The 15,272-nt window shown below is 62.4% G+C and carries 9 protein-coding genes; 5 read left to right on the forward strand and 4 right to left on the reverse strand.

What is annotated here, in order from left to right; genetic code table 11:
• Positions 1 to 55: 55 nt before the first annotated feature.
• Positions 56 to 2,668 (reverse strand): 2OG-Fe(II) oxygenase, encoded by a 2,613-nt coding sequence (locus BV106_RS05170; protein WP_038161513.1) that lies wholly within the window; start codon positions 2,666 to 2,668, stop codon positions 56 to 58.
• Positions 2,669 to 2,789: 121 nt separating this feature from the next.
• Here BV106_RS05170 and BV106_RS05175 point away from each other — a divergent pair, with 121 nt between their 5' ends.
• From BV106_RS05175 to BV106_RS05190, 4 genes are all read left to right on the forward strand, one after another.
• Positions 2,790 to 3,479 carry a glycosyl transferase gene (locus tag BV106_RS05175; RefSeq protein ID WP_038161516.1) on the forward strand — a complete coding sequence of 230 codons (690 nt, stop codon included), beginning with the start codon at positions 2,790 to 2,792 and terminating at the stop codon, positions 3,477 to 3,479.
• Entirely contained in the window at positions 3,476 to 4,438 is a 963-nt protein-coding gene (locus BV106_RS05180) for a radical SAM protein (protein ID WP_038161517.1), read from the forward strand. The genes BV106_RS05175 and BV106_RS05180 overlap by 4 nt, the downstream gene beginning before the upstream one ends.
• A gap of 21 nt (positions 4,439 to 4,459) precedes the next feature.
• The gene (locus tag BV106_RS05185; protein WP_038161520.1) at positions 4,460 to 5,830 is read left to right on the forward strand and encodes a hypothetical protein; all 1,371 of its coding nucleotides are present in this window, start codon (positions 4,460 to 4,462) and stop codon (positions 5,828 to 5,830) included.
• Positions 5,831 to 5,978: 148 nt separating this feature from the next.
• Entirely contained in the window at positions 5,979 to 8,243 is a 2,265-nt protein-coding gene (locus tag BV106_RS05190) for a heavy metal translocating P-type ATPase (RefSeq protein ID WP_051945132.1), read from the forward strand.
• A 742-nt stretch (positions 8,244 to 8,985) separates the two neighbouring features.
• Here the strand turns inward: BV106_RS05190 and BV106_RS05195 are convergent.
• Genes BV106_RS05195 through BV106_RS05205 form a run of 3 tightly spaced genes read right to left on the reverse strand, consistent with a single transcriptional unit; the run spans position 8,986 to position 13,417 of the window.
• On the reverse strand, positions 8,986 to 11,091 hold the full coding sequence (locus tag BV106_RS05195; protein WP_038161523.1) for an FUSC family protein: 2,106 nt from the start codon (positions 11,089 to 11,091) through the stop codon (positions 8,986 to 8,988).
• A gap of 30 nt (positions 11,092 to 11,121) precedes the next feature.
• Positions 11,122 to 11,937 (reverse strand): hypothetical protein, encoded by an 816-nt coding sequence (locus tag BV106_RS05200; RefSeq protein ID WP_038161525.1) that lies wholly within the window; start codon positions 11,935 to 11,937, stop codon positions 11,122 to 11,124.
• Between the two features lie 58 nt (positions 11,938 to 11,995).
• Positions 11,996 to 13,417 (reverse strand): neutral/alkaline non-lysosomal ceramidase N-terminal domain-containing protein, encoded by a 1,422-nt coding sequence (locus tag BV106_RS05205; RefSeq protein WP_038161528.1) that lies wholly within the window; start codon positions 13,415 to 13,417, stop codon positions 11,996 to 11,998.
• Positions 13,418 to 13,561: 144 nt separating this feature from the next.
• Between BV106_RS05205 and BV106_RS05210 the strand changes: the two genes are divergently transcribed.
• Positions 13,562 to 14,875, forward strand: a complete 1,314-nt coding sequence (locus tag BV106_RS05210; RefSeq protein ID WP_051945135.1) for a PQQ-binding-like beta-propeller repeat protein — start codon at positions 13,562 to 13,564, stop codon at positions 14,873 to 14,875.
• The last annotated feature ends 397 nt before the right edge of the window (positions 14,876 to 15,272 follow it).

The raw sequence follows: 15,272 nt of genomic DNA on the forward strand, positions 1-15,272 counted from the left end.
CCGAAAAACCACCCCCGTGCTCCTGGCCGGCGATGCCCCAACCCGCCCCCTCAGACTATCGTTTGAACCAGCCTTTCACTCTCCGCCAGACTCCTGGCGAGCGGGATGCCTTCGCCTTCCCCGGTGCAGCTCCTCCCCTCTGAGCCTGAAACTTGAGGCGCAAACTCCTGGGCCGTTTCGCCAGCAACTGAGGCGAAAGATCTGCTTCCAGGACGGTCAAACCCGACTCAAGCCTGGCCTTCACCGCCAGGGACCTGCCATTGGCAACCACCCGGGGAAGCGGGGCATCCGTACCTGAACCCAATGCGGTGAACCGGCAGCCCAGTCGGGCGCCCCCGTCCGGAAGACGTTGGAGGTCAATCCACCAATCCTGGCGTGCGCTTGCCCAGCGGAACCACGACCCGCCGCCCGCCTGATCAGCGGTTTCTCCCAGGCCTTGAAGAGGAATCTCAAACAGAAAGTCCTGCATCACCGCGTCGCCGCCCTTGCTCGCTTCTTTCGGAGTTCCTTGCGGGTGCGAGACGGGAGTCAAAGAGACTCTCCCAATCGCCAGCCCCACCAGCCGGGAATCGGTGCTGGCTGGATTGACATCGGAAGGACGCCGCAGTTCCGGCAGATGCAATTCAATGACCGCTGAGGTCGGGCTCTTTTGCCCCTGGAGAACGCTGGAAGCGATTTTGCACTCGGCGCGGAGCCCATGGTCTGCTGGTCGCAGTTTCATGGGCATGCTTTCCCCGTTGACCCGGATCTCCAAACTGGAGGCTGCCGTTGCCGTCAAGGCATGCCGGATCTCGATCTGGAGCAAGCCAGAACTTGAGTACGTCCAAGGCACTTCCATGACGGAGGGAGCCCCGGCCCCCATCCATCGAAACTGGCCCCCGCCATCACGCTCGGGAAGATGCCAGCCGGATTTGAATTCGACGCCGTCCACCGCCGGCTGCGATGCGTCAGACGCACCCTGTGTTGGCGGCAGGTCACAAGCCCCCTCACCCGCGGCAGGCAGGCGCTCCACCTCAAACAGAGCTTCTGGCAACTGCACCAGCAGTTCCACAAAGGGCAGAGCAAAAGGCGACGGGTCTCTGGGAGCCACCTGTTGGATGGAGCGAGGCGTGTTCACCCAGGCCACCATCGTATTTCCGCGTGAGGGCACGACGCGAGCCAGCTCCAGCTTGTCTGGATCCGCCTGCCAGCCCGCACCAAATGGCAGGTTGGAAGAGCCTGTGATGGCAAAGAACTCATGCGCACCGTCCTGGCCGTTGTCCGCATCGGGGCGGAAATAGAGGTAGCACTCGATGACCTTGTTGTTCTTCTTCAGATGCGGTCCGCGCTGGGCGCAGGTTTTCTCCTTCACGGAAGTCTGCACTCCGATGAGAACGTCCAACTCCACATCACCGGGTCCGACGGGATCAATGCCCCGACGCCGCGCCCGCAGACTGGACAGCGGGCCGAAACGTTGCTCGAAATCCGGATACTCTCGGAGAATCGCCGCACCAAAGAGCTTCAGGCAGGCAGACAGCGCTTCCTGGCTCAGGTTGGCTTCGACAAAATCCCGCCAGACTTGCGGCAACCCGGGATCCGCCAGGAGGTTGACGGCAGTACGGGCTCCCTTGGAGTTGTCCGGCAGGGCGGGCTGAAGCGAGGCGGACTTCCCTGAAGGGTAGTGGTTCACCCCCTGCGCTGGCTCAAAGATCCGCATGGTGGCGCCTTCTTTCAGACACTCGGGAAGCGCCACTTCCAGTTCACGATACAAGCTCTCAGGGAGAACATTCTCCAGCACCAGCATTGGAAATGGATGCGTCTCCAGCGCCTGGTCGCTGACACACCTGGCGAGCAGAGGCTCCATCTTTAAGCTGGGCGGCGGCGCTGAGGCCGATGAGGGGGGTGGCTCGACCGCCTGATCCAGTTTCACAGAAAAGACAGGTTCACGCATCTCCCCCACGATATTGATGTGGTAGCGGGGCCAGGCAGCGATGCTGCGGGCCGTGACGGCATGGACGGACCGGGGCGTGTTGAGAAAGAGAACCAGCGTGTTGTTCCGATACGGCACTGTCCGCACTGTGCGGACCTGACTGCCGGGCAGCGAGAAGCTGCGGCCAAAGACCACTTCCCCCGGCAAAATCTCCTGCAACTCCAGATCGGCCCCCGTGGACTCATCCTCCTCATGGCGGAGATAGAGCAGCCCCGTGAAGATCTTGTCAGGTTTGTCCAAATGCCCACCCCGCACCGTCGTCCCGGGCGAGAGGGCGGGGGTGTTCACAGCAATCTGCACATCCAACCCCACGGCATGCAGGGGGCGTTCCTTCTGCTGGCGATGCGTGACCTCCAGTTTCTCCAATGGCCCAAATGATGCTTCAAACTGGGGATGTTCACGTCGGATGTGACTGGAGAACTTTTGGATGACCGCCTGAAGAAATTTCTGGGAAATCCCCTCACGCATCACGTCCTTCCACCGCGGGGAAACACGCGGGTCACTGAGCGCCGCCGAGGCGGAAAGCGAGAAGCGATGATTGCTCCGGGGGGCTTCCCCGCGCGTCAGCACCTCCATGGCGGGCATCTCGCGCAGCAGCGCTGCGCACGTTTCTGCGTCAAGGACGTTTTCGATGATGACATGCGGATAAGGTTCGGGATGAACCGTGGCCTCTGAGAGCTTGGCGAATAAATCCTCCATGACGTGTTTGCCTTTAAATCATTCATCCGCATACTGCAAAAGGCGTCTGCATGTCAGTAGTACCAACTCTTCCTGGGTCGCGCCTTCCTCTGCCAGTCACACCACCCCATTTCCTGTCATTGTGATTCGAGTGTTCGTTGGATATGATTCACGCGAGACGGTTGCCTGGCACGTCACTGCCCACACGATCTCCTCGCGGTCTTCCGAGCCCGTTTCCATCGCCCCCGTGTCGCTGCAGCAGCTGCAGGGCGTGTTCAACCGGCAGCAAGATGCCCGGCAGTCCACTGAGTTCTCGTTTTCCCGTTTTCTCGTTCCCTGGATGTGCGACTTCCAGGGGTGGGCTCTTTTTGTCGACTGCGATGTCCTTGTGCTTGATGACATCGCCCGCCTCTGGGCGCTGCGGGATGAGGCCTTTGCCGTCCAGGTGGTGAAGCACGACCACAGGCCCCGGGAGACCACCAAGTTTCTCGGGCAACCCCAGTCAACCTACCCCAAGAAAAACTGGAGCAGCGTGATGCTCATGAACTGCGCGCGCTGCACCGCGCTGACTCCGGAGTACGTGAATCAAGCATCCGGTCTCGATCTTCATCGCTTCAACTGGTTGGAGGGAGAACATTTGATCGGTGAAATTCCGCATCGGTGGAACCACCTTGTGGACTACGATCCCCCGCTGCCCGAAAGCGAGCTGTCCTGCCTGCATTTCACCAGCGGCGGCCCCTGGTTTCCGGACTATGCGGAATGCGGGTACGCAGATGCGTGGCGTCGCGAACTCGCCGCCATGACGATGCCTCTTTCCCCCTCCCCACTGTGAACGCCGTCCCTGCAGATCCCTCGCAGATAGCAGGAGTGCTGAGCACTGATGCGCACCGCATCGACCCCAACATCCAGCGGAAGGAGGCGATCTTCGCGAGCCAGCTTCAGCACGATGCGAGGACAGGGATGCCGTTGTTTGCCAAGCTGGAGCTCAGTCTGACGGGTCTCTGCAACAGAAAGTGCCAGTTCTGCCCCCGGTCAGACGCCTCGTTCTTTCCCAACGTGAACGAGCACCTCAGTGATGCCCTCCTACACGGCATGCTGGACGAACTTGCCGAAGCGGGCTGGCGGGGCACAATCAGCCTCTCGGGTTTTGGCGAACCCCTGCTCCATCCAAAGATTCGTGAAATCGTCCGCACCATCCATCGCGTGCTCCCCCACGCCCGCATGGAAATGGTTTCCAACGGAGACCGGCTCACCGTAAGCATGGCCCGTGACCTTTTTGACGCCGGGCTGCACGTGCTCATCCTGAGCCTGTATGACAATGAGAGTCAGCTGGTGAAATTTGACGCTCTCCGGGCGGAAGCCCAACTGCGCCCCGACCAGATGCTGCTCCGGGTCCGCTACAAACCTCCGGAGGAGCATCACGGTCTGACGCTCTCCAACCGGGCTGGCACCGTGGACCTCAGTTATCTGGGGATCGAAAAACTGACCGCGCCAAAGACACACGCCTGTTACTACCCACACTACAGCGTCTTCGTGGAATACGACGGCACCGTGCTTCTCTGCTGCAATGACTGGGCCAAGGTCTCCGGCTGCGGAAAAGTGGGAGAGCGGACGCTGTTGGACATCTGGTCCAGCCATCAGATGCACCAAGTCCGCAGCGCCCTCCTCGCCGGAGACCGGTCACACCAGCCCTGTTCCGGTTGCAACATTGACGGCACCCTGATGGGCCGCGAGCACGCCGCCGCATGGACCCAACACTACCAGGCCACGGGAGAGGTTCGAGTAAACTAGCCTGATTCTTCATTCATTTTGATGCCCCCCTCTGCGGACAGCTTTCAGTTTCTCTACCAGCAGGACCAGCCGGAGCTCATCTGCAAACTGCCTGAGGCTACTCCGTGGGAGTACAACATCGGAAACGCGTTTTACGGGATCGGCGACATCATCCGGGAATACGCCGGCCTGCCAAAGGAAGTGCCGCTGCCCTTCGCGCTGGAACACTTCGTTCCCTACGCGGTGGACCAAATTCACCAGAGGGACATCACGGATGGGCTTCCAGTCTTTCTCTCCACTACCTCGGAACGCGCCAGGGCTTATGAGGCTGCCGGCATGCCCACTGCCCACCCCATTGGTTTTACGCTGTTGTACGCCATCCGTCTCTATCATCGCAAACATGGCCGCAGCAGCAGGCCCCGGCGGGGAACCATCGTCTTCCCACATAAATCGACCAAAACCATCCGGCGGGACTTCGATCATGACACATTTGCCGACTGGCTGATGGCACTGCCGCAGGAATACCACCCGGTGGTGGTCAACCTGTACTGGGCGGACTATCAGCAGGGCAAACACGCCGTCTATGAGTCGCGCGGGCTGCAAGTCGTGTCATGCGGCCATCTGTACGACAATCAGTTCCTGCTGCGCTTTTACGATCTCTGCCGCCAGTTCCGCTACGCATGCAGCAACGCGTTCGCAAGCAGCTTCCCTCTCTCCGTGCTCTGTGGCTGCCAGTACTTCTACAAAGAGACCATCGGCCACCGGCAGGAGTTCCAGGGCAAGCATCGCGAATTTGATGCGGATCCCACCGCCCAAAGCCCCCGGGCGCAGGAGGCACTGGCCCTTTCCGTTTTTCCACCCCAGCCTGGTGGCCTGATCAGACAGGTAAAGCTGGCCCGTCAGCTGGCAGGCTCCCGATATCTGCGCTTCGGATGGACGCTGCGCAGGTACTATCGCACGGCATACAGGATGCTCTTGAGCCAGCGTGGTCCCGGTCTGGAGTTTTCCCAACCGGTGCCGCGCAAGAGTCTCCACCCGTGGCTCCCCGAAGGCCTGAGTGACGATGGCTGGCTGCAGAACCCCTGCTCTCTGTTTATTCCCTCGACCCTCAAGCAGTCCTCACTTCATCTCACCCTCGAATTTCCTGCTTGGTCCAACGTGAGACAACAGATCATCGAGGTGTTTGCCGGCGACACCTCACTGGGGGAAGTGAAGCTGCATCCCGGCACCTACACTCTGAGTGTCTTCCCGCCTCTTCAGAAGACCGACCAACGCATCTCCCTGCGGGCCACGAGCACGTTCCAGATCTCCGAGCAAGACGCACGTGAGGTCACGGGAAGGTTGCTCCGGTTCGCACTGGGCACCCAATCCCATGAGAAGGGGAAGAGACTCAAGCTCGAGACACTGGGCTAGCCGATCTGGGCCCATCTGGAGTTCGAGAGATTGCGAGTCTGTCCCAACAGAGGATTCCATGCGCAGTCTGCTCACGCAGACGCGTATCCAGCTATGCCGGAAGAGGCAGTTGCCAAGCCTCTGAAGCCCGTGCATTTTCACCCAGCCCATGTCAGACGCCGCCCCTGATGCCCTCTCCCCCGTCACCTGGATGGACGGGCTGGCGGAGTTTCTCGCCAACGAGCACGGAGTGGAGGCCATCCTCCTGCACCCAGAGCAGCGCAAGGTGAGCCTCGCTACCCTGGGCACGGTGGACACTGCCGCCCTGTCGGAGCGGCTCAACGAGGTGCTGAAGGAGCTGGATACCCAGTGGTCTGCGCATGGTGAGCCCGATGGCACCCTGCCGCCTGGCGGCCCCTTCTCCCTCCAAGTCCGCCAACTGCCGGACGATGCAGTGCTGATCGAAAAGCCGAGCTGCCCCACCGCGCCGAGGTTTTGGAAGTGGCGCGAGTTCTCCTGGCCGGAGCCAGATGAGCTGGAAGACCACAGCCGGGAGGAATGGCAGACCCTCGCCTGGCAGGCGGGCATTTGCGGTGTCGCGCTGGTGGCTGGCTGGACGCTGGAGCATACCGGCGTGCCCAAGTCTTTCTGGATCGCCAGCTATGTGGTGTCGATCATCGCCGGGGGCTGGGACGCTGCGAAAGATGCCTCGGGCAAAGTCCTCAAGGGCCAGTTCGACATTCATTTCCTCATGCTGGCCGTGGCCGTGGGGGCCATGGCGATTGGTGCCTGGCATGAGGGGGCACTGCTGCTTTTCCTGTTCTCCCTTTCTGGCGCGCTCGAGCATTATGCTCTGCATCGCACGCACCGGGAGATCAACGCCCTGACCAAGGCAGCCCCCAAGATGGCGCGCGTCGTCCTGCCCGATGGCAAGACGGAAGACCGCCCGGTGGCCTCCCTCCAACCCGGCGATACGCTTCAAGTGCGACCGGATGAACTCTTCGCCGTGGATGCCTCCGTGCTGGAAGGCGAGACTGCGGCGGACGAATCCAATCTCACCGGTGAATCGGTACCCGTGGGCAAGCAGAAGGGGGATCAAGTGTACAGTGGTACCTTGAACCTCTGGGGGGTGGTGAAAGTGAAGGTGGAGCGCCGGGCGGAGCAGAGCTCCCTGCAAAAGATCATCGCCCTCATCCAGCACGCCCAACATCTGCGCGCGCCCAGCGAGCGTTTCACCGACAAGTTTGGCACTCGCTACACCTGGCTGGTGATGGGCATCACCGCTGCCATGTTCTTCATCTGGTGGCTCGCCTTGGGGAAACCTCCCTTCCAGAACATCGGCGAGGAGAAGTCCGCCTTCTATCGCGCCATGACGCTGCTGGTGGTGATGTCCCCTTGTGCGCTGGCGTTGAGCATTCCCTCCGCCATCCTGGCCGCGATCGCCTGGGGTGCCCGCCATGGCATCCTCTTCCGCGGAGGCGCGGCCATCGAAAAGCTGGCCGAGGTGCATGTGGTGGCCATGGACAAGACGGGCACGCTCACGGAGGGCGAGCTCCGCGTGACCAGTGTGGAGAGCTTCCCACCCGGTCGCGAGACCGAGGTGGCCCGCATTGCCTTCACCCTGGACGGCCAGTCCAACCACCCCATCTCCCGCGCCATCACCGCGCATGGCAAAAGTTTGGGGCTAGAACCTTATCCCGTCACCGAGTTCCAGCGTCTCACGGGAGCGGGCCTGAGAGGTCGCGTCAATGGAGAGGTCTGCTATGTGGGTCGGCGGGAACTGATGCAGCAGGGCGACTTCTCCCAATGGCTCGACAAGATCCCGGACACGCCACTGGGTTATTCGGAAGTCTGGGTGCTCAGCCCTCAAGGCGTGGGACGGATCTTGTTGCAAGACACCATCCGGCAGGGCAGCAAGGGTGTGCTGGCGCGCCTTCATGCCGAGGGCGTGCGCACCATCATGCTCACCGGCGACCGACGCGCTGCCGCCGAGCAGGTGGCCAAAGACATCGGCCTGGATGAAGTGCGCGCTGGCCTAAAACCCGAGGACAAGGTCGCCGCCATCAAGGCCATGACCGATGCCGGTGAGAAGGTGGCCATGGTGGGCGATGGCGTGAACGACGCGCCCAGCCTGGCCGCTGCCTATGTGAGCGTGGCCATGGGCGCACGTGGTTCCGATGCCGCGCTGGAGCAAAGCGACGTGGTGCTCATGCAGGACCGCATCGAGAAGCTGCTGACCGCAAGGGACCTGAGCCTCAAGGCCCGGCGGGTCATCAAACAGAACCTCGTTATTTCCTTGGGCGCCATCGCCCTGGCTTCGCTGGCGTCCATCCTCGGCTGGCTCCCGCTCACGCTCGGCGTGCTCGCGCATGAAGGCAGCACCGTGGTGGTGTGCCTGAACAGCCTGCGGTTGTTGTTGGGGAAGGAGAAGTGAGGGCGGCATAGAGCAAGAGGCCCAAGCGCCGCCAAAGCGGCCATTCACCCGGCCTCCGATGTCAAAGGCCTTTCGGCAATTCAAACTTCCTCAAGCATCCAACACCTGGCGGCGCAGCCGCTTTGGGACTGCGGTGAGCATCACCGCTTTTGGAAGTCCTGTGTGAAGCAGGCGGCGGTTGAGTGGAGCGGAGGAAATGGGGCGAGCACGATGGGCTTCGGTGGAGGTCTATTGGTTCAAGCACCTCACAAGGCGTAGCAAAAGCGGCGGTTCCCGCACGCACTCCAAAGATGCTTCGCATCCAGGTGCAGGTCGTTCTTCATATCAAGACTGCTGTTTGGGCCTCCGGATCCCACGTGGTTCATGAGCCAACGGTCTACGATCGTAGCGAGTGCAACCCATGGAAACGCGCCACATCACCTGCTACCGCGGAGCGGTATGCCCATCGCATGGCAAACCCCGGACGACCATCCCGCGATGCACCCAGCAGCCCCCTTGTCCCCCTGTCGGCCTACCGCTCCGCGGTAGATTTCCCAACACCACATACCATGGGTAGTCCTCGCTCCACTCGGCCGACCCATGGCTATGCATGGCGAACCCTCCGGGTTCATGAGCCAACCCGGAACCGCCGCACCGCCGCACCGCCGCACCGCCGCACCGCCGCACCGACACACCGACACACCGACACACCGACACACCGACACACCGACACACCGACACACCGACACACCGACACACCGATTTACTGAATTACCGAATTACCGCCTCCCCCCTTCCCCGCCAGGTCCAGCGCCCGGGCTTCGGTCAGCACCGCCAACATGGCATGGGGCCGTTCGTAACGGTTGCCTTTTGCGCGGCATTCGATTGGCCTGCTGCCAACATTTTCCACTGCCGCCGCCACGCCTTCGAGGAGGCTTTTGATCTCCGCCACCACCTCCGCACAATCACAGTCCTCCGGGGCGAGCCCCGCCTCCATCTGTACGGCGAGGGCGCTGATGGCCCGGGTGACACGGTCATTGGCGGTCACCAATCCGGTGGCAGCGGGGCTGTCGTGGGCACCACCCGGCTCGGCCAGCAGACGCTGCAGACTCGCAGCGGCGCGGCTTGCCTCACGTTCCGCCACCTGCTTGGCCCGGACGATGTGCTGGTGAAAAGTCCCGCGGGCCCTGAATTCACGGGCCACTTCATCAAAATAGGCCGCATTGGCCCGGATCGCGGCGGCCATGAGCCCCGGGAATCGCTGCCGCTCGGACACCGGCCAGAACCAGGCCGCCGCCACGAGGGCCAGGACGGCACCGGCCAGGTTCGAGAGCAAACGCCCCGCCGTGAAATCCAGGTGGACCGGCACATGCAGCTCCGTGAGAAGCACGATCATGGTGGTGACAAAGAACACCGCCAGGCCGTAGCGGCGCTTCAGGAAATAAGCGAAGGCAAAGGCCGCGGACACCGTCAGCCCCGCCAGCAGCCATTGCGGGAGCGGCACGAACAGGGTGGCGCTGCCGAGCAAGGCGCCCGCCACAGTGCCGGTCACCCGCTGAAAGGCGCGCTGGCGGGTCGCCCCATAATCGGGCTGCAGCACCACGATGATGGCGAAGGCCATCCAGTAGCCCCGGGGAACGGCCCAGTGCAGATACGCCGCCACGGCCAGCGTCGTGAGCAGGGCCATGCGGAGCGCATAGCGGACCAGTGAAGGATCCGGAAAAGGCACGGAGTTCAACCACGACGCAATAGCGGGCATGGAAGCGCGGCTCAGATCCGGCAGATGCTGGGGGATGGTGGCCGGGATGTCCGAATGCTCGACCGTGGGAGTCAGCGAAGCCTCCAATGAAGTGAGCTGGCGTCCCATCGCCTCAAAGAGCCGGCGGTGTGAACCAGCCCCCGGCAATTCCTCAGGAACCTGACCTTCCTCATCCTCGCGGGCCATCACCTCCATCAGGTGGCGGCAGGTCTGAATGCGGGCACGGGTGGCGGCCAGATTCCGCTCCTGGTGCGTGATGAGCGTGATGGCCACGGACCGGCCCAGGTTGGCCAGCTCCTTGAGCACCGCCTCCCTGGCCGCCTTGCGCCCGGGTGGCTCCGCCGCAGGTCCGTCTGCGACGATCCGGTTGTATGAAAGGGTGTGCCATGCCGCGGCCTGAGTAGCGAGGTGGGCCGACTCATGCACCATCTCCTCCAGGTGACTGATGAGCACCGGGCTATTGCGGCTCCGCGCCGCGTTCAAGGCTGCGGCGGCACGGTCGAGGGTGTCCCGCAGCACCCGTTGTTTCACCGCCCACTCATCGCCCACGCCCTGACCGGTCTGAATCAGAGCAAGGTAGAGGTCAGACGCCGCCACCCAGGTATCTGCGACCGCATGACGCAGCGGATGCTGCGGACGAAAGGCCCACAACCCCAGCTGGAGGACAGCCGCACCCGTCCCTCCCAAGGCAGTCCACAACGCCATCTGCCCCGCCGTGGCGCCATGCGATGGCCCTTCCAGTGCCAGCAGGAAGAGCAGCGCCGAATCAATCCCCAAAGGCGGTCCGTAGTCCGTGCTGACATGCCGCCACACCCCGCTCAACAAGGCGAGAAGCCCGATGCCAGCCACCGCGGCCGGCAGATGGTGAGCGGCCAGTCCTCCCAGAAACGCTGCCCCGGAGATGACGCTGATCATCACCGCCATGACCAGCACCCGCTGCGGATAAGCTCCCCGCAGTTGGGGCATGCTCAGCCCCAGCGCCGCGGTCGCGGCGTACTGGGCAGCCAGCGGTGCGCCGGCCAGGGCACAGACCATCAACGCACTGGCAAAGGCGGTCGTGGCCCGGGTGGCCCGGGCCAGGTCAGGCTGGAGGGCGGACCTTTCAAGCATGAGAGGGAAGGAGGAAACCGATTCCGGACATCATTGCCAGCGCGCCAGGAAAGTACGCAGTTCATGCACAACCGCCTCGGAAAAGGCGCGGCCCAGGCAATCGGCGCGCTTCATGCCAAAGGCATATTGGGACGGCGGAGTCCCGCAGGCATCCTTGCAGTCTGCCGGGTAGAAGGTGGCCACAGGTTTGTCCTCAAACCAGGCCGCCTGCACCAGGCTGGAAAAGCTGCCCACCAGCGCACGGCTGGTTTTCACAAGGTTGAGCGTCGCCGGCGTGGAGAGGCTGTCGAGCACTGTGATATTACCGCCCTCCCATTGGTGGGCATCTTCCTCCCCGTGCAGAGCCCCCGGACCGGCCTTCCCCCGGAGATAACTCCGCGTGACCAGGAAAACCGGACAGGGCTGCTCCCGCAACACCGGAACGATGCGCTCCATCAGGCCAGCGGGGAGACCGCGATACCGGTTGTTTCCTGCAAACGGCTGGAAGACGATGTGCCCGGTGGAATCCACGTTGTCCGGGGCATTGAACACCGGCCGGAAGCCGGGGCTGGCCGGATCCCGCACAAGACTGGCATGGTCCACCCCGGCAAAGCGGCAGATCCTTTCGTTCATCTCACGGGGGCTCAGCTTCTTTCCCACCAGTTCCTGGTATTTGTGCCCCAGATCATAGAGGACAAACTGGGTGGCGTTCCGATGAAAGCGGAAGAGCTCGATCGAAAAGGGATTGTGCGAGGCCACCACCACGGGCACTGGGCTGGAGGCCTCCTCCAGATGCTGAAGGCTGCGGGTCAGGTAGCAGGTGCGAATGATGTCCCCCAGACCTGCGGTAAAGATAACTGGACGCATGATGTCAAAACTGCCAGCGCGGTGGGTCACTCTGAGGCCCACCGCTGGCCATGCTATTTTACTTCGCAGTCTTGAGCTTCTGCAAGAGCCTTGCTGCGGTGTCCACCAACATCTCTCCGGAGCCTGCGGCACAACGGGCACTGACCACCTCATAGGCCCCCTGGCCATAGGCACGCTTGGTGGGAATGTAGCCGATGGAGCCGTTGGCCAGCTCCGCAATGAAGGTGTGTTTAAAAGGCGACAGCTTCTTAATATCCAGCCCCAGCTCCACGAAGATCTCCCCCGGCAGGCTGACCACGGCCACCTCATCCCCAATGGCGATGACCTGTACCTCCACCTCCCACGGGGCTCCCTTGCGCCCCTCCACATCCACCACCTTGAAGGCGTCCACCTGATCCAAGAACGCCGGCTTCTTCTCTCCCGTGATGACTTCCTGCATGATGGTCGTCGCCTTCTGCACCTGCTCTGGCGTGATGGTGGGCAGAGGAAGCTTCACCACTTCGCGAGCGATCCTCAATTGATCACCGCCTGCGGGTTTGAGCTCGCGTGCTGCTTTGAAGACATTTGCCGCGAGAATGGTGCCAATGCGCGTGGCCTCACCGGGGCCCTTCTGCGGAGCATCCCAGTTCACATCGCGATGGTTGATGTTCCCACACGCGCCGTTGGCAAAGAGGGTCACACTCTCCCCGCCGCGCCAGGCCCCCACCAGCCCAGCCATGACCCCGGGGTAGTCGGCGGACACACGAGTGCCGCCCACTGTGTCTGGGTGCATGGCGAAGTTTACCAGCGTGGCGAGGGGTTTGCCCTTGGGATCATTCACCGCCAAGACCAGGACCTCTGGATCAATCGGGCCCGCCGCTTCCACGATGTTTGGGTCCTGCTTGCGGGGGTTCCAGGCCACGGAGCCGTCCTTTAAAAAGAAGCGCCGGTTGAAGGCGAGATTCTTCTCCGAGGCTCGACCAAGAGAAAGGGATGCAGGGCTCAGCCTTACCTGAGCCTGCTCCACGCACTCTGCGATCAATCCCGGGAGGCTGGCGTTGTACTGGCGGGTGATGTCTTTGCCCCCTCCGAAGACGTTGTCGCGTGGTCCGCGTCCCGTGATGACAGGTGCGGTGTGGGTGTGCGAGGCCGTGATCAGCACATGATCGGCCGGAATCCCCGTCTGCTCCTGGACCACCTTGCGAGTGGCCTCGACCATGGGTGCGGACGTGGTGATCAGATCCAGCGTGACCACTGCGGCCTTCGTGCCGTCTTTCTCAAACACCAGCGCCCGGGCGAAGAGATCGTCCAGCACCCCTTCTGAGCCACGCTCGTTGTAATAGCCCGCGAGGGGGATGCCGTCCGGAGGCGTGATTTTAATCTGGGCCGCGCCCACTCTGAGCTCTGCCGCACCCAGCATGGCGGGCAGAGCCAGGCAGGAGGTGATGCCTGCCAGCAACAATGAGGCGGACTGATGGGATGGAAGGAATCGTGCGCGCATGAGGGTGAAAGGTACGTGGCATCTTTACAGCAGTTTTCTCCAAGCAACGCAAGTGTGCGCTGGGATGGCAGCAACCATGTGGCCGCGACCGGGTTTCATCCCCCAACTGGATCTGCCCTGTGGCGATCAATCTCTCCTCCTGCCATGAATCCGAATGCTGCCGTGCGTCTGTTTGCCTGCTGGATCTCGATCTCAGCCTTCACGGAGCTCACCGCTCCGCAGGCCTCCGCCAACTGGCCCCAGTTCCGCGGTCCAAACCGGGACGCGGTGAGTGACGATGCCCTGGTGCCTTCCACCTGGAGTGGCTCCCAAAACTTGAAGTGGAAACTGGATCTGCCCGGCCAGGGCGCCTCCAGCCCGGTGATCTGGGGAGACACCGTCTTCGTGACCTGTTTCTCCGGTCAGCAGGAGAGCGGCGATGTATCCCGCCTGGTACGACACGTCATCGCGGTGGACCGCACCACTGGCAAAAAGAAATGGCAGAAGGACTTCCCGGCACCACACCCGGACGATCCGTGGCAGGGCATGATCCGGGAGCACGGCTATGCCAGCAGCACACCGGTGACCGATGGCAAAACTCTCTACGTGCACTTTGGCAAAGGGGGTGTGGTGGCTCTGGACTTCAGCGGCAAGGAGCTCTGGCGGGCCGATACCGGCAAGGAATCCAATCAGCGCCGCTGGGGAGCGGGTGGATCGCCGCTGCTCTGGCAGAATCTGATGATCGTGAATGCCTCTGATGAAGGGCAGGCACTGGTGGCGTTCGACAAGACGACCGGCAAGCAAGTCTGGCGTCAGGAGTCATCCCTGCTGGACCTTGCCTTCAGTTCGCCCCAGGTCCTGAAGCGCCAGGACGGCAAGGAAGACCTTCTGTTTGCCGCGCCGGGCGAGCTCTGGGGCATGAACCCCGCATCGGGCAAACTCCGCTGGTATGCCGAGACGGGGCTCACAGGAAATATCTCCCCTGATCCCCTCACCCAAGGCGAGACGGTTTACGTCTTTGGGGGATTCCCCGGCACCGGCCGGGTGGCCGTTCAGGCCGGCAGCAAAGGGGCGGTGGCGGAGTCAGGCATATTGTGGCGGGACAACAGCTCCAGCTATGTGCCCACCCCCGTGCTGCACAACGGACGCCTGTATGTGGTGAACGACCAGGGCTTTGCCTGGTGCGCCGATGCCAAAACTGGCACTGAGCTCTACCGCGAACGCGTGGGCGGTGGCAGCACCGGCCGGGGTCGCGGCAAGCCGTTCTATGCCTCTCCGATCCTCGTGGGCGACAAGATCTTCGCCGTGAGTCGGCGACAGGGCACCTTTGTCCTCGCGGCCAAACCCCAGTTTGAGCTGCTGGCCACCAATGTCATTGCAGGAGATGACACCGACTTCAATGCCACGCCTGCGGTGAGCGATGGCTGCCTGTATCTGCGCTCCAATCAGGCGCTCTACTGCGTGGGTTCAGGAAAGTAAGGGTGTGAAGGGGCGGGCCTGAGTTTGAGAAGTCGATTGAGCAGAAGGAAGACGTATGGTTGACCACCCGCCAGGTTGTGGCTGGTATCTTGCCAAGAAGCCTCAACGCTCAACGCGAAACTGCCTTCAGACCGCCACAACTCCTTCGGAGTAGCATTCTCCAACACCACCTACCCAACGTAGACTCGCTGGAAGCTCGTCAACGTTGGGCTTGAAGCCGAATCCTCTTCGAGGAAGAGCTGCAGGTCAGTTGGTTCCTTGGCGGCCACCCCATTCGCGCGATTGGTTTGATCTCCCCACGCCAACGGCGTGATACAAAATAGCCCGGGGTCAGACCGCGAAGCGGTCGCCACCCCGGGTATCGACGGGATAGCAATGGAACTCCAAGGGAGTTCTA

The organism is Verrucomicrobium sp. BvORR106, assembly GCF_000739655.1.
Taxonomy (GTDB): Bacteria; Verrucomicrobiota; Verrucomicrobiia; order Verrucomicrobiales; family Verrucomicrobiaceae; genus Verrucomicrobium.

Excerpts from the sequence above, each read along its gene's own strand:
- BV106_RS05205 (WP_038161528.1), bottom strand. The coding sequence starts at position 13,417 with ATGCGCGCACGATTCCTTCCATCCCATCAGTCCGCCTCATTGTTGCTG.
- BV106_RS05200 (WP_038161525.1), bottom strand. The coding sequence starts at position 11,937 with ATGCGTCCAGTTATCTTTACCGCAGGTCTGGGGGACATCATTCGCACC.
- BV106_RS05210 (WP_051945135.1), top strand. The coding sequence starts at position 13,562 with ATGAATCCGAATGCTGCCGTGCGTCTGTTTGCCTGCTGGATCTCGATC.
- BV106_RS05190 (WP_051945132.1), top strand. The coding sequence starts at position 5,979 with ATGTCAGACGCCGCCCCTGATGCCCTCTCCCCCGTCACCTGGATGGAC.
- BV106_RS05170 (WP_038161513.1), bottom strand. The coding sequence starts at position 2,668 with ATGGAGGATTTATTCGCCAAGCTCTCAGAGGCCACGGTTCATCCCGAA.
- BV106_RS05195 (WP_038161523.1), bottom strand. The coding sequence starts at position 11,091 with ATGCTTGAAAGGTCCGCCCTCCAGCCTGACCTGGCCCGGGCCACCCGG.
- BV106_RS05185 (WP_038161520.1), top strand. The coding sequence starts at position 4,460 with ATGCCCCCCTCTGCGGACAGCTTTCAGTTTCTCTACCAGCAGGACCAG.